General features: G+C 61.8%; 14 protein-coding genes and 1 tRNA gene. 6 read left to right on the forward strand and 9 right to left on the reverse strand.

Going from position 1 to position 13,741, the window contains the following annotated elements; genetic code table 11:
• Window positions 1-140 precede the first annotated feature (140 nt).
• The 3 genes from Q0D44_RS00910 to mltG all read left to right on the forward strand — a co-directional run bounded on the left by Q0D44_RS00910 (window position 141) and on the right by mltG (window position 2,795).
• Complete coding sequence (locus Q0D44_RS00910) at window positions 141-374, forward strand: acyl carrier protein (protein ID WP_006950224.1); 234 nt, start codon at window positions 141-143, stop codon at window positions 372-374.
• A 179-nt stretch (window positions 375-553) separates the two neighbouring features.
• Complete coding sequence (fabF, locus tag Q0D44_RS00915) at window positions 554-1,813, forward strand: beta-ketoacyl-ACP synthase II (protein ID WP_294131042.1); 1,260 nt, start codon at window positions 554-556, stop codon at window positions 1,811-1,813.
• Window positions 1,814-1,823: 10 nt separating this feature from the next.
• Entirely contained in the window at window positions 1,824-2,795 is a 972-nt protein-coding gene (gene mltG, locus Q0D44_RS00920) for an endolytic transglycosylase MltG (protein WP_294131046.1), read from the forward strand.
• A gap of 96 nt (window positions 2,796-2,891) precedes the next feature.
• Here mltG and Q0D44_RS00925 read toward each other — a convergent pair whose 3' ends face one another.
• Window positions 2,892-3,311: a sugar transporter gene (locus Q0D44_RS00925; RefSeq protein ID WP_294131048.1), complete on the reverse strand. Its 420-nt coding sequence runs from the start codon at window positions 3,309-3,311 to the stop codon at window positions 2,892-2,894.
• 45 nt (window positions 3,312-3,356) lie between these two features.
• Window positions 3,357-3,776: a sugar transporter gene (locus Q0D44_RS00930; RefSeq protein ID WP_294131051.1), complete on the reverse strand. Its 420-nt coding sequence runs from the start codon at window positions 3,774-3,776 to the stop codon at window positions 3,357-3,359.
• Between the two features lie 105 nt (window positions 3,777-3,881).
• Between Q0D44_RS00930 and Q0D44_RS00935 the strand changes: the two genes are divergently transcribed.
• Window positions 3,882-4,421: a peroxiredoxin gene (locus Q0D44_RS00935; protein ID WP_294131053.1), complete on the forward strand. Its 540-nt coding sequence runs from the start codon at window positions 3,882-3,884 to the stop codon at window positions 4,419-4,421.
• Window positions 4,418-4,921 carry a 2'-5' RNA ligase family protein gene (locus Q0D44_RS00940; RefSeq protein WP_294131055.1) on the forward strand — a complete coding sequence of 168 codons (504 nt, stop codon included), beginning with the start codon at window positions 4,418-4,420 and terminating at the stop codon, window positions 4,919-4,921. The genes Q0D44_RS00935 and Q0D44_RS00940 overlap by 4 nt, the downstream gene beginning before the upstream one ends.
• A 93-nt stretch (window positions 4,922-5,014) precedes the next feature.
• On the opposite strand, the gene Q0D44_RS00945 is transcribed toward Q0D44_RS00940, so the two are convergent.
• From Q0D44_RS00945 to Q0D44_RS00965, 5 genes are all read right to left on the reverse strand, one after another.
• Entirely contained in the window at window positions 5,015-6,241 is a 1,227-nt protein-coding gene (locus tag Q0D44_RS00945; protein ID WP_294131057.1) for an FAD/NAD(P)-binding oxidoreductase, read from the reverse strand.
• Between the two features lie 135 nt (window positions 6,242-6,376).
• A complete protein-coding gene (locus Q0D44_RS00950) occupies window positions 6,377-7,183 on the reverse strand; it encodes an ABC transporter ATP-binding protein (RefSeq protein ID WP_294131059.1) in 807 nt (268 codons plus the stop codon).
• 13 nt (window positions 7,184-7,196) lie between these two features.
• Window positions 7,197-8,156 (reverse strand): nitrate ABC transporter permease, encoded by a 960-nt coding sequence (gene ntrB, locus Q0D44_RS00955; RefSeq protein ID WP_294131061.1) that lies wholly within the window; start codon window positions 8,154-8,156, stop codon window positions 7,197-7,199.
• 28 nt (window positions 8,157-8,184) lie between these two features.
• Window positions 8,185-9,468, reverse strand: coding sequence for a CmpA/NrtA family ABC transporter substrate-binding protein (locus Q0D44_RS00960; RefSeq protein ID WP_294131064.1), 1,284 nt, complete (start codon window positions 9,466-9,468; stop codon window positions 8,185-8,187).
• Window positions 9,469-9,802: 334 nt separating this feature from the next.
• Window positions 9,803-11,125: a hypothetical protein gene (locus tag Q0D44_RS00965; RefSeq protein WP_294131066.1), complete on the reverse strand. Its 1,323-nt coding sequence runs from the start codon at window positions 11,123-11,125 to the stop codon at window positions 9,803-9,805.
• A 189-nt stretch (window positions 11,126-11,314) separates the two neighbouring features.
• Here Q0D44_RS00965 and Q0D44_RS00970 point away from each other — a divergent pair.
• Window positions 11,315-11,390 (forward strand) — tRNA-Thr (locus Q0D44_RS00970).
• A gap of 152 nt (window positions 11,391-11,542) precedes the next feature.
• Here the strand turns inward: Q0D44_RS00970 and Q0D44_RS00975 are convergent.
• Together Q0D44_RS00975 and rutA are read right to left on the reverse strand one after the other, a co-directional pair.
• Window positions 11,543-12,490, reverse strand: a complete 948-nt coding sequence (locus tag Q0D44_RS00975; protein WP_294131068.1) for a restriction endonuclease — start codon at window positions 12,488-12,490, stop codon at window positions 11,543-11,545.
• A gap of 172 nt (window positions 12,491-12,662) precedes the next feature.
• A complete protein-coding gene (gene rutA / locus Q0D44_RS00980; protein ID WP_294131071.1) occupies window positions 12,663-13,736 on the reverse strand; it encodes a pyrimidine utilization protein A in 1,074 nt (357 codons plus the stop codon).
• Between the last annotated feature and the right edge of the window lie 5 nt (window positions 13,737-13,741).

Below are 13,741 nucleotides of genomic sequence, written 5' to 3' on the forward strand. Positions count from 1 at the left end.
CTATTTTGTTGCGGAATCATTGCCTGGCGCGAATGTGGGGGCTTGGCGGCCTTGCCTCTTGCCTGTATCGGCGCTTGGCACTAGGGCTGCCTTAACAGTTATTCAGACCCACCAACGATACCAGTCAAGAAGGACCACTCATGAGTGAGACCGCGGATCGCGTAAAGAAAATCGTCGTCGAGCATCTGGGCGTTGAAGCCGAAAAGGTGACCGAGGATGCCAGCTTCATCGACGATCTGGGCGCTGACAGCCTCGACATCGTTGAGCTGGTGATGGCGTTCGAGGAAGAATTCGGCGTCGAAATCCCTGACGATGCGGCTGAGAAGATCGGCACCGTCAAGGATGCGATCGACTATATCGACAGCAAGCAGTAAGGCGCTTTGCGGCCTGCCCCATGGGCGGCGGGCCGGTAATGCGTTGAGAGAAACGGCTCCTCCTGTCCGGTGATTCCGGGGTGTGGGGAGCCTTTTCGTATCTGGCGCGCCGTTCACAACTGTCGCACAAGCGGCTAAGGGAACGGCCAGGCGCCAACAAGGAATTTCGGAGCTAGCATATGCGTCGTGTCGTCGTAACCGGTCTTGGCATGGTGACCCCGCTGGGCGGAGATGTCGAAACCACCTGGAAGAACATCATTGCGTCCAAATCCGGCGCGGCGACGATCACCCGGTTCGACCCCACCGACTATAAGTGCCGCATCGCGTGCGAAGTGAAGCCCAAGGACCATGAGTATGGCTTCGACGCCAATCTGGAGGTGGATCACAAGGTCCAGCGCCAGGTCGACCTGTTCATCGTGTTCGGCATTGCGGCGGCGAGCGAGGCGCTCAAGGATGCCGGCCTGCTCAATATGAGCGAGGAGGAACGGCTGCGCGCCGGTTGCTCGATCGGTTCGGGTATTGGCGGCCTGCCGGGCATCGAAAGCGAATCGCTGGTCCTGGCGACCAAGGGACCAAGCCGGGTCAGCCCGCATTTTGTCCATGGCCGCCTGATCAACCTGATTTCCGGTCAGGTCAGCATCAAATATGGCCTGATGGGTCCTAACCATGCCGTCGTCACTGCTTGTTCGACCGGCGCCCATTCGATCGGCGACGCGGCGCGGATGATCGCGATGGACGATGCCGACGTCATGCTGGCAGGCGGCGCGGAAAGCGCGATCTGCCCGATCGGCATCGCTGGCTTTTCGCAGGCGCGCGCGCTCAGCACCGGCTTCAATGACGATCCGACCCGCGCCAGCCGCCCCTATGACGTCAACCGCGACGGTTTCGTCATGGGCGAGGGCGCAGGCGTGGTCGTGCTGGAAGAATATGAGCGGGCCAAGGCGCGCGGCGCGAAAATCTATGCCGAAGTTCTGGGTTACGGCCTGTCGGGCGACGCCTATCACGTCACCGCCCCGCATCCCGAAGGCTCCGGCGCGTTCCGCTCGATGGCGATGGCGCTCAAGAAATCGGGCCTTAGCCTAGAAGATATCGACTATGTGAACGCCCATGGCACATCGACCCCGCTGGGCGACGAGCTGGAGCTGGGCGCGGTCCGCCGCCTGTTCGGCGACCAGATCAGCGCCATGTCGATGAGTTCGACCAAGTCGGCGATCGGCCATTTGCTGGGCGGTGCGGGCGCGGTGGAAAGCATTTTCTGCATCCTCGCCATGCGCGACGGTATCGTGCCGCCGACGCTGAACCTGGATGAGCCAAGCGAAAGCTGCAAGGGCGTCGACCTGGTCCCCCATGTCGCCAAGCAGCGCAAGGTGCGCGCGGTGCTGAACAACTCGTTCGGCTTCGGCGGCACCAACGCCTCGCTGATCATGAAGGCGCTCTGAGGCCATTTCCATGCGACGGCTTGGCTGTATCATTCTGCTGATCGGCCTGGCCGTTGCGGCGTTTATCGCCTTCCGCTTCGTGGTGGGCTGGACCGAGAAAGGCCCGGCGAAACAGGATATCAGCATCGTCGTGCCCGACGGGGCCACGCTGTCGGACGCTGCGGTGCTGCTCAAGCGGTCTGGTGCGGTGCTGTCCGCCGACGCTTTCCTGACGCGGGCGAAGATATTTGGCGGCGGCACGTCGATCAAGGCGGGCGAGTTCGTCATCCCAGCCGGTGCCAGCAACAGCGACATCCTCTCGATCCTGCAAGGCGGCAAGACGCTCACCCGCCTGATCACCATCCCTGAAGGGATGCCGTCGATCCTGGTGCATGAGCGGCTGATGGCCAATGACCAGCTGACCGGCGACATCCCGGTGCCGGAAGAAGGCAGCGTGCTGCCCGACAGCTATGCCTTCGACAAGGGCGAACGCCGCGCGGCGGTGCTGGCGCGGATGCAGGCGGCGATGGACAAGGAGCTGGCAAAGCTGTGGGCCGAACGCGCGCCGGGCACGGTCGCCAAAAGCCCGCGCGAGGCGATCATCCTGGCCAGCATCGTCGAAAAGGAAACGGCGCTCCCGTCCGAACGGCAGATGGTCGCGGGCGTCTATAGCAACCGGCTGCGCACCAATATGATGCTTCAGGCTGATCCCACGATCATCTATCCGATCACGCGGGGCAAGCCGCTGGGCCGCCGCATCCGCAAATCGGAAATCGCGGCGGTCAACGACTATAATACCTATGCGATGGTTGGCCTGCCCAAGGGGCCGATCGCCAATCCGGGCCGCCTGTCGATCGCCGCCGTGCTGCACCCGGCGCAGACCAAGGCGCTCTATTTCGTCGCGGACGGCAAGGGCGGGCATATCTTCGCCGACACCTACCAGCAGCATAATGAAAATGTGCGCAAATGGTTCGAGATCAGGCGATCAAGGGGTGAGCTATAAAGCCGCCGTCATCCTGACGAACGTCAGGATCCAGAGCGTCATAGGGCAATGCGGGCCGCTCTGGATCCCGGATCAAGTCCGGGATGACGAGGTGTTTTACGCCAACACCCCTCTGGCCTTCATCGCCCGCGCATAGAGCAGTTGCGCAACCCCAGCGACAAAGATCAGCGCAGGCACCAGCACTGCGTCCCATCCCTCCACCGCCAGCATGTCGGTCGCCAGGAAATTCTGCGCGAACAGCAGGATGATCGCCGCCAGCGAGAGTGCATAGACCGGCACCGCCAGCGCTTTCTTCAACAGCAGCAGCACAGCCCCCAGCGTCCCTGCACCCACGGCGACCGCGAACACGGTCCAAACCCAGCCGGGCATCTGGCCATAAACCCGCGCCATATCGGGCGAGGTTCTGGCCAGCTCGTCCATGTCCATCGCATATTGGGCGGCAAAGGACATGTCGCCCAGCAGGTTCCACGCCAGCGCGGCGAGACCAACGGGCCAAAAAGAACGCGGTGTCTGCATGATCCAGTTCCTCTCCCTCCCGGCTCCTCCACGCTGGCGTGTGGATTAACTCAGCACGCCCTTGCCCACCAGATTACGGGCGTAGAGCAGCTGGAGGATTGCCATCACCACGATGAAGGCGGGGAAAGCGAACACCGACGGTCCCTTCACCGCCAGCAGATCGGTGCCAAGGAAGGTATAGCCGAACTGCACGATGACCGCGATGACGGACATCAGGAACAGGCTGGCGGCGGCGGCCTTCTTCATCAGCAGCGCGATCGCCCCCAGCGTCCCTGCGCCAACGGCGATGGCATAGGCGATCCACACCCATGTCGGCATGGCGGCAAAGGCCTGCGCCGTCGTCGGATCGGTTTTGGCCAATTCCGTCAGGTCAGCTGTATATTGCATGACGAAGGCCGCCAGTCCCATCAGGTTCCACAGCAGCAGGATGATGGCAATGACGGTAAAATAGCGTGGCGTTTTCATGATTCATCTCCCCCCATGACGTGTCCCATTGCAGGGCCGCCGTGGACCGATCATATACCTTTCGCAGGCCGCGCGGAAGCGGTGAGACATGTAAGGACATGAGCCATGCTAGGACGATCCGTACCGAATGTGATCCTCAAGACGCGCGTGCGCGACGAAACTGTCGAGGGGCCGAACCCCTTTCGCTGGCAGGATGTGCAGACGGGCGATCTGTTTGCGGGGAAGCGGGTGGTGGTGTTTTCGCTGCCCGGCGCTTTCACCCCGACCTGCTCGACCGAACAATGCCCGGCGTACGAGCGCACTTATGATGATTTCAAGGCGTTGGGCGTGGACGATGTCTATTGCGTGTCGGTCAACGACGCCTTCGTCATGTTTCAGTGGGGCAAGCAACTGGGGTTGCAGAAGGTCAAGCTGCTGCCGGACGGGTCGGGCGATTTTACCCGTCGCATGGGGATGCTGATCAAGAAAAATCACCTGGGCTTTGGCGACCGCAGCTGGCGCTATGCGATGGTGGTGGACGACGGCAAGATCGTCGCCTGGTTCGAGGAACCGGGGATCAACGATATTGGCGAAGATGAAGATCCCTATGGCGAATCCATGCCCGAACCTGTGCTGGACTGGCTGAAGGCGCATCCCGCCGGGTGAGCGCCCCTATTATCGTCAGCGCCTTGATGGGCGCGGCGGACTTTGCCTGGGCGGATGGACTGCGCCGCGCGCATTTCCCGCCGGAGCGTAATGTCCTGTCCGCGCACATCACCCTGTTTCACCACCTGCCGCCCTCCGCACTGGGCGAGGTGGGGGACCGGATCAAGGCGCTGTGCCGGGGCCGCGCGCCGGTCGCGCGGTTGAGCGACGTCATGCTGCTGGGGCAGGGGGTCGCCTACCGGATCGATAGCCCGGAGTTGGCGGCGATGCGGGATGAACTGGCCGACGCTTTCACCGGGCTGTTGACGCCGCAGGATCAGGCCCGGCCACGCCTGCATGTCACGGTGCAGAACAAGGTGAAGCCGGCGGAGGCCAAAGCGCTGGCAGAGGCTTTGCGCGCAGATTTCCAGCCCCGCCCGTTCGTCATCGCAGGGCTGGCCGCCTGGCATTATCGCGGTGGCCCGTGGGAACTGGCGATGAAGGCCAGTTTTCGGGGGTAAAGCCTTACCTCCGTTCGTTTCGAGCGAAGTCGAGAAACGCTTGGCGCGCGCTGCCGGCTTCTCGACTTCGCTCGAAGCGAACGGATGCAGATTTTACGCCATTCCCACTTCCTTCAAAGGCACACTCGCGTCGGCCAGCTGCGCCTGATCCAGCGCGGCGCCCGCCAGCACATGCGCGCGGCCCTGGACATAATCCTTGACCATGTTGACGCAATCGAGCGCGATGACCTTGCCGCCCTTCAGATAGACGACCGAAAAGCTGCGCGCCGCCGGGTCGCCGCGCAGGATCGCCTGATCATAGCCGGTCGAAAGGCCCACGGTCTGGAGCTTCAGATCATATTGGTTCGACCAGAACCATGGCACTGCGTCATAGGCCTCTTCCTTGCCCATGATGTGCGCCACGGCGGTCTTGGCCTGGTCATTGGCGTTCTGCACCGATTCCACCCGCATCTGCGCGCCACCGGCAAAACGGTTGGCATGCGCGGCGCAATCGCCCACGGCATAAATGTCGGGCAGGCTGGTGCGGCAATATTCGTCCACGTCCACGCCATTGCCACCCGCAGCTCCGGCGGCGATCAGCGGGCCGGTTTCGGGGATGATGCCGATGCCCACGATCACCATGTCGGTGGCGATCCGCTCACCGTCCGTCATCAACACGGCGGTTGCCTTGCCATCGGTGACTTCGATGCAATCCATCCGCGCACCGGTGCGCAGGTCCACGCCATGGGCGCGATGCTCTGCTTCATAGAAGCGCGACAATTCCTCACCCGCAACCCGTGCCAGCACCCGGTCGAGCGCTTCCAAGAGCACGACCTTTTTGCCGAATTTGGACAGAACAGCCGCCGCCTCCAGCCCGATATAGCCGCCGCCGATGATCGTCACATGGTTGATGCTGTCGATCTTCGCCATCATCGCGTCAACATCGTCGCGGCGGCGCACGGCATGGACATTGGCGGCGTCAGCACCGTTGCAGGTCAGCATGCGGGGATTGCCGCCAGTGCACCAGATCAGCTTGCCATAGCCGATTTCCTCGTCCCCAGCGGTCACGAATTTGCCGACCGCATCGACGCTCTTCACGCGACGGCCAAGCAGCATATCGACATTGCGCTCACCCCAGAAGGTGGCGGGGCGGATCAGGATGCGGTCGAAACTTTTGTCGCCCGCGAAATATTCCTTCGACAGCGGCGGACGCTCATAGGGCGGGTCTTTTTCGTCGCCGATCATCGCGACCGAACCTTCAAAGCCCGACTGGCGCAGGGAAATCGCCGCCTGCGCCCCCGCATGGCCCGCGCCCACGATCAACACGTCATAATAGCTCATTGGCCCGCTATCCTCTTTATCCCCGTTGCGCCGCTGATTGGCGCGCTTTGTCGGTGGTGGCAAGGGGGGATATGCGGCGATCCCGGCCAAAAAAGGCGCGGCTTGCCGCCGCCGCGCCCCCTTATGTCACCTGGATCAGGCCGCGCGGCCCACCGTCGGGTTACGATAACGTTCGTGCAGGAAATGCACCACCGCATGACGGGCCGCAGCATATTCGGCCATGTCGAGCGCCTTCAAGCGATCGCGCGGACGGGCCATGGCAACGGCATGATCCTCGCCAATGCGTGCCGCCGGGCCGTTGGTCATCATGACGACGCGATCGGCGAGCAACACCGCTTCATCGACATCATGGGTGATCATCAGCACGGTGTTGTTGAGGCTCGCCTGCAATTCCATCACCACATCCTGCAACGCCGCCCGCGTCAGCGCGTCGAGCGCGCCGAACGGTTCGTCCATCAACAGGATGCGCGGCTTCATTGCGATGGCGCGGGCGATGCCGACGCGCTGCTTCATGCCGCCCGACAATTCGCCCGGCCGCTTGCGCGCGGCATGGGCCATCTGTACCAGCTCCAGATTGTGCAGCACCCAGTCGCGCCGTTCCGCCTTGCTCTTGTCCCCGGCGGTCTTATCGACAGCGAGCCGGACATTCTCCTCGACTGTCAGCCAGGGGAGCAGCGAATGGTCCTGAAACACCACGGCGCGGTCAGGGCCGGGGCCGCTGATGACGTCACCGTCCAGGAACAAGACGCCCCGGCTGGGCTTCACCAGCCCCGCCACGACATTGAGCAGGGTGGACTTGCCGCAACCCGAATGGCCGATCAGCGCCACGAATTCGCCGCGCTCGACCGACAGGTCGATCGACTGGAGCGCGCAGAACGGACCCTGTTTGGTCGGAAACTCGACCGTGACATCCTCGATCGCCAGATAGCTTCTCTGTTTCATGGAACCGGTCCTTTCAGTTCGATCGGGCGACGATGCGGCCAATGGCGGCGACGATGCGGTCGAGGGTGAAGCCGACCATGCCGATCCACAGCAAAGCGACGATCGTGTCGGTGAGGAGCGAGCTGTTGTAGCTGTCCCAGATGAAGAAGCCGACGCCGGTGCCGCCCTGCACCATTTCGGCGGCAACGATCGCCAGCCAGCTCATGCCGATGCCGATGCGAAGCCCCGTGAACATCGGCGGCACGGTGGCGGGCAACATGATGCGCAGGAAATATTCCACCGGGTTCAGACCCAGCACCCTGGCGACGTTGCGATAGGCCAGCGGGATTTGCTGAATGCCCGACGCGGTGTTCAGAATGATGGGCCAGATGGCGGTGATGAAGATCAGGAACAGCGCCGATGGCCCGGCATTCTGGAAGATCGCCAGGCTGATCGGCAGCCAGGCCAGCGGCGGCACGGTGCGCAATACCTGAAACAACGGATCGAGCGCGCGATAGGCGAAGGGGCTTTGCCCGATCAGCACGCCCAGCGCGATGCCCGCAACCGCCGCCATGCCATAGCCGATCATGACCCGCGACAGGCTGGTCAGTATATGGGCGGCAATGCCGACATCGCCCTGATCGTCGATATGCAGGCCGGTCAGGTCGAGCGATACGCCCTTGAAGGGGTGGACGATCACCTCATGGCTCTCTTCCCACACCTTCATCGGGCTGGGGAAGCTGGCGTCAGGCGCGCTGCAACTCAGCTGCCACACGAACAGCAGCGTGATGATCATCAGCATCGTCGGCAGGACGGACGCAGCAACACTCCGTCCGCGGTCCAGCCAGAGCTGCGCCAGCCCCGCGACCGGGGCGGCTTGCGGCATGACCGGCGCGACAACCGCCTCGACCGGTGCAGGCGTCGCCACCACGGCGGCGGCCTGTGGGTCGTCCCGCCTCAACGGCACGACCTTGAGAGTGGAAAGAGAGGACATGATGACACTCCGGTTTTGGGCCTGCACACTAGATCTTCTTGATCTTCAGGCTGGCCAGATAGGCTTTGGGATTGGCGGGATCGAACGTCTTGCCGTCGAAGAATTTTTCGACGCCCCGGCTGTCGCTGGCCGGACCCTTGCCGCCCAGCACGCCCGCTGCCTTGCGCCAGATGTCGGCCCGGTTGACCTTGGCGATGATCGCGCTGGTGTTGAGGTTGGCGGGCAGCTTGCCCCAGCGCTGGTTTTCCGTGAGGAACCACAGGTCGTGGCTCTTGTACGGGAAGGACGCATAGCCGTTAAAGAATTTCATCTTGAACGGCGCATTGGGATATTTGCGCCCGTCGCCCATGGTAAAATTGCCCTGCAAACGGTCGGCAATGTCGCTGACCGGGCATTTGAGATAATCGCGGCCCGACACCATCATCGCCAGCCGCGAAATATTGGCCGGATTGTCGGCCCAGCGCTGCGCTTCCAGCACGGCGGCGGTGATCGCCACGGCTGCGCGCGGATTTTGCGCGATCCAGTCGGACCGCATGGCAAAGCATTTTTCGGGATGGTTCATCCACATCTGCCCGGTCGATACCGCAGTATAGCCCAGCTGCTGCGCGACCAGCTGGTCGTTCCATGGTTCACCGACGCAGAATGCGTCCATCGTGTCGGCCTTCATATTCGCTACCATCTGCGGCGGCGGCACGGTGATCAGGTCGACGTCCACATCGGGGTTGATCCCGCCCGCCGCCAGCCAGTAGCGCAGCCACAGATCATGGGTGCCGCCCGGAAAGGTCATGGCCATGGTGATCTTCTTGCCTGCGCCCTTGCGCTGCTCGATCACGCCCTTCATCGACGCGGCGTTCAGCCCCGCCTTGGCCGCCAGATACTCCTTCGACACCGAAATGCCCTGACCATTGACGTTCAGCCGCGCCAGGATGCTTATCGCGGTCTGCTTGGAATTGATTCCCAGCGACATGAAATAGGGCATGGGGCTAAGGATATGAGCGCCATCGATGCCGCCGCTCCCTGACCCCAGCACCAGATTGTCGCGGGTCGCGCCCCAGCTGGCCTGTTTGGCGACGACCACATCGGGCATCCCATGCTTGGCGAACAGGCCCAGCTCCTTGGCGACGATCAGCGGCGCGCAGTCGGTCAGCGCGATGAAGCCGAGCTTTGCGCCCTTCACCTCCGGCCCGGCCCCGGCGGCAAAAGCGCCGCTTGGAAAGGCCTGATGCACGGCGGTGAACAGCGCGGCGGTGCCTGCGCTGCGAATCACCTGCCGCCGGTTCGGTGTGCTGCTCTTGTCGGTCTTGTTATACATGGCGAAGCCCCCTTCGAAAAAATCTGATGATGGTGAAAGCGCTTCGGCGGGGCAGGCGGATTGATCGCAACGCCCGACGCCAAAACGAAAAAAGCCGCAGGCCAGACTTTCGCATGTGCGAAAAGCTGGACAGCGGCTTTGCTGTTTCATGAGGGGCGTCCCGTTCCCCCGTCGGAAGGAACACCCATAAGGCACGTCATCGCGCCGACACAGACTATCCGTCGATTCGCGTTTCGACGCAAGCGGATATTTGGTGCGCTGCAAAATCGAACGGAGCAGCAGCACATTGGTGCGCCGCGGGGGATATTTTAGCGCGTCAAGCGCTGCGCTGGCCCTAGCGTGCAGCGGCCAGGATCACCCGTTGCGCCAGGTCCGATCCTTCGGGCAGCGCCGCGACCAGCACCACCGTGCCGTCCGCCTCGCGCCGGGCGACGACGATCGCCAGCCCGTCCGCATCGGTGGCCAGTGCCTGCGGGTCGATTGCGGCGGCGGCCTTCATCGCGCTGCGGGCATTTTCGCGCCTGTCCGGGCGCGGCGGGGCTTCGGCCCGGCGCAAAGCCCGCTCGTCGCGCACCAGCGCCTTGAGGCCGCCGCTATAGTTGGACAGATGGTCGGCCAACATGCCCACGCCCAGGCCCAATGCCCAGCCATGGTCGAGCGCGGTCGCATATTCGGTGATCCGGGTCTTGTCATAGGCCGCGCCGAAAACCAGCTTGATGATCGCGGTCATCGGGCTGCGCGCCTGCACCTTGATGCCGCAATCGGCCAGCAGTTCGGCATAGTCGTCTGGCCGGGCCTGCGCCACCAGAGCGAAATCATAAGCCAGGCCAATCGCGCGATAGAGCGCGGCATGACTGCGCGCCTCGCTGGTGCGGACCTGATCCGCGCCATCGCGCGCCAGCGCCAGCCAGTCGGCCAGCGGCGCGTCCTCGGTCGGGCTTTCCATGCCGGACAGGTCCAGCGGTTCCTCGTCGTACGAAGCGACGGGCGTAGGCAGGGGCTGGGGTGCTGGTTCGACCGTCTCGCCGCCCGCCGGACCATCGGCCCATACCGGCGCGTCGTTGCGCCCCGGCATGGCGTTGGCCAGCGCCGCGCTGACTTCCAATTCCAGCGCCTGCCGCTCGTCGCGGCTCGCCAGTTCCTTCCAGTTGATCACGCCGAACACGAAATCGATCGTCTCGTCATCGGACGAAAAGGGCATCAATATGCCGCGATATAATATCTCTGCGTCGCGCTGGTTGACGAATTCCGCCTCAAAGCCGATCGGTGCGGCATTGGCGACGATCTGGAGATAATGGTCGGTCAGCCGCGACAGCAGCGATCGTGCGGGCACATCGTTGATATAGCTGATGTTGCCTTCAATCTCGCACTCCTGCCGCAAGGCGGTGCCCAGATAGACGATGGCCGGGTTGTCGAGGCCGGTGGAAAAATCCAGCAACACGCTGTGCGGGCCGAAATCCTCCAGCTGATCGGGCGACAGATCCTCGATCGATGGCAGCGCGCGGTCACCCAGCAGCGACGCCCAATAATTATAGGCGCGCACCTGCATCCGTCGTTCGTCCGACACCACCGTCAACGGTGCGTCGATCGCCGCATCCTCGGCATAATCGAAGTCGTCCTGGTCGTTGGCGACGTCATGCCCCCGCAGAGTGTCCATCCGGTCGGTCCCTATTTCAGGCAAAATTCTACCTCTTTGGGACTCGACAGTGGCACCGGATGGTAAATTTGCCGTAAAGATGGTGGCGATCAACGCCCCGTCCGTTGCGTTCCCCACAAAAAGACCGGCTCGACAATGCAATTGCCCGCTTGTCCTTCGGACCAACCACTGTTATCTGCCCGCCGCAACGCCGCTTTAGCTCAGTTGGTAGAGCATCGCATTCGTAATGCGGGGGTCACAGGTTCGAGTCCTGTAAGCGGCACCAGCGCCTTCATAGGCAAATTCCTGACATCAGAGCGAAAATGCCTTCCGGCTTAGAGGCGGCGGGTTGCCTTGTTTGTGAGCTTTTGGGCTTGTTTCTGGGGCGTCCCAGTGGGTGGAGCGTGGGTGAACGGCCGGGGAAGTTCTGGATCGTCTTCACTCATCCGTGAAGAAGTCCTCATCGAGCCTTTTTACCTCGACCGTGCGGGCGACTCTCACACCGACGCCGAATTCCACCATCAATTCGGTCAAGCGCGCTCCGTTGATCAGTATGATCCTCTGCTGCAAACCGCGCGCAAATTCTATTGCAGGTGCGCTGAAGTTGGAGGTTGTGACGAAAACGCCTTTCGTTGCCCCAAGCCCGACTAAACTGCCGACGAAACCCTGGATCTCTGGGCGACCAACGCTGACATGTGCGGAGTAGCGCTTAGCTTGAACGTAAATTCGATCGAGCCCCAAGCGGTCTTCATCGACGATGCCGTCAATGCCGCCATCCCCGGACTTGCCCAGTCGCATCGCGGCATTTTCGTGCGATCCCCCATAACCCATGGCGACAAGGAGATCGACGATGACGCGTTCAAAAAACGTCGGGGTTTGCTCCATGATTCGGGAGAGCAAATCAGCTTTCAGTGCTGAGGTAAGCACCGAATGAGCAGCATCAATCTGTTCCTCCGGTGTGACGGAGGATGTCGTTGATGCCTTGGTCGCAGGCATGTCGTTCGGTGACACTGTTGCAGCCGTTGCACTGTAGAATTCCACGAAAGGCTGATAATCTTTTAATTTCTCGACGTCCAAGATGTGCGGATTGGTCGTCAATAACTCTCTGCCAGCGTTGCTTGCGATGAACACGCCGCGCTTGGGTGTGTCGATTAGTCCAGCCTTGGACATATAGAATTTGGCCCAGTGGATGCGGTTATGGAGTATCCGCTGCTTCCCACTGCGTAGCATTTCTTCCCGCTCGGCTTCGGTCAATCCTAGCGTGGCGGCAAGCTTTTGGGCCGCGACAGGAACGCGAATCTCGCCCTCTGCTGCGATTGTGAGAACAGGGAGCATCAGTTTTTGGTAATCGGGTATGGCCATAGACTGATCGGTAGCAGGCAGCATGTGCAACGCCAACGGTTCGCGCGCAAATCCAGCCACCTTACATGAATAGGCCGCAGCAAACGTTTAATGCGAAGGAGCCAGTTTACGTAACAACGATTATGTTCAGCAGGGACGACCAAATATGCGGCGACATCGAAGCATGTGGAACGCAAAGTTCCATTTAGAAACCCGTTCAAAGTTGCGATAAGCTGGCCCGGCTCTTCATCAGCGGTTGTATGCGTGTTCCGAACGCTTCCACGCCTTCCAGGAAATCGTCGAAGGTCAGCAGCACGCCACCGGTGTTGGGCACTTCGGCCATTTCGTCGAGCATACGCGCCACGCTTTCGTAGCTGCCGACCAATGTGCCCATGTTGATGTTCACGGCGCCTTCCGGCGCGGCGAGTTGGCGGACGTTGGTGTCGGTGTTGACAGTGTCCCTGGCGCCCTGATCGGCCAGCCATGCGATGGCTTCGACATCGACGCCGTCATTATAGCGCCGCCATTTGGCCATGGCTTCCTCGTCTGTCTCAGCGGCGATTATCATGACCAGGACAAAAACCGAGACGTCGCGGCCTGTCTCTGCGGTGAACTTCGCCAGCCGGTCGTTATTGGAAGCGAAAGCGGTCGGCGTGTTGACGCCCTTGCCAAGGCAAAAGGCATAGTCTGCCCACTTGGCCGAGAACGCCAGTCCCGCATCGGACGATCCCGCGCAGATGATCTTCATATCCGCTTGCGGTTGGGGCCGGACGAGGCAATCGTCCATCTGATAATATTGACCCTTGAAGTCGGAGCGCCCGCTTTCCCACAACTCGCGCAGTATGCGGGCATATTCGTCGAGCACGTCGTAGCGATTGCGAAAATGCTCGTCGCCTGGCCAGAGGCCCATCTGGGTATATTCTGGCGGCTGCCAGCCGGTGATCAGGTTGATCCCGAAACGGCCATGACTGATGCTGTCAATGGTATTGGCCATGCGCGTGGCGAAGGCGGGCGGAATGATCAGCGTGGGGCAGGTGGCGAAGATCTTGATCCTCTCCGTCACCGCTGCAAGGCCCGCCATCAGCGTGAAGCTCTCAAGGCCATATTCCCAGAATTGCGTCTTGCCGCCAAAGCCCCGCAGCTTGATCATCGACAGCAGGAAATCGAGACCATATTTCTCCGCGCGCTGGGCAATCTCCTTGTTGAGATCGAAGTTTGGCAGATATTGCGGGGCATTCTCGCTGATCAGCCAGCCATTATTGTTGATGGGAATGAAAACGCCGACCTGCATGGACT

Origin of the sequence: Sphingobium sp., assembly GCA_023266575.1 — a bacterium.
Lineage (GTDB): Bacteria > Pseudomonadota > Alphaproteobacteria > Sphingomonadales > Sphingomonadaceae > Sphingobium.

Excerpts from the sequence above, each read along its gene's own strand:
- Q0D44_RS00960 (WP_294131064.1), bottom strand. The coding sequence starts at position 9,468 with ATGTATAACAAGACCGACAAGAGCAGCACACCGAACCGGCGGCAGGTG.
- rutA (WP_294131071.1), bottom strand. The coding sequence starts at position 13,736 with ATGCAGGTCGGCGTTTTCATTCCCATCAACAATAATGGCTGGCTGATC.
- Q0D44_RS00965 (WP_294131066.1), bottom strand. The coding sequence starts at position 11,125 with ATGGACACTCTGCGGGGGCATGACGTCGCCAACGACCAGGACGACTTC.
- Q0D44_RS00925 (WP_294131048.1), bottom strand. The coding sequence starts at position 3,311 with ATGCAGACACCGCGTTCTTTTTGGCCCGTTGGTCTCGCCGCGCTGGCG.
- ntrB (WP_294131061.1), bottom strand. The coding sequence starts at position 8,156 with ATGTCCTCTCTTTCCACTCTCAAGGTCGTGCCGTTGAGGCGGGACGAC.
- Q0D44_RS00930 (WP_294131051.1), bottom strand. The coding sequence starts at position 3,776 with ATGAAAACGCCACGCTATTTTACCGTCATTGCCATCATCCTGCTGCTG.
- Q0D44_RS00950 (WP_294131059.1), bottom strand. The coding sequence starts at position 7,183 with ATGAAACAGAGAAGCTATCTGGCGATCGAGGATGTCACGGTCGAGTTT.
- Q0D44_RS00945 (WP_294131057.1), bottom strand. The coding sequence starts at position 6,241 with ATGAGCTATTATGACGTGTTGATCGTGGGCGCGGGCCATGCGGGGGCG.
- fabF (WP_294131042.1), top strand. The coding sequence starts at position 554 with ATGCGTCGTGTCGTCGTAACCGGTCTTGGCATGGTGACCCCGCTGGGC.
- Q0D44_RS00975 (WP_294131068.1), bottom strand. The coding sequence starts at position 12,490 with ATGCTGCCTGCTACCGATCAGTCTATGGCCATACCCGATTACCAAAAA.
- mltG (WP_294131046.1), top strand. The coding sequence starts at position 1,824 with ATGCGACGGCTTGGCTGTATCATTCTGCTGATCGGCCTGGCCGTTGCG.
- Q0D44_RS00910 (WP_006950224.1), top strand. The coding sequence starts at position 141 with ATGAGTGAGACCGCGGATCGCGTAAAGAAAATCGTCGTCGAGCATCTG.
- Q0D44_RS00935 (WP_294131053.1), top strand. The coding sequence starts at position 3,882 with ATGCTAGGACGATCCGTACCGAATGTGATCCTCAAGACGCGCGTGCGC.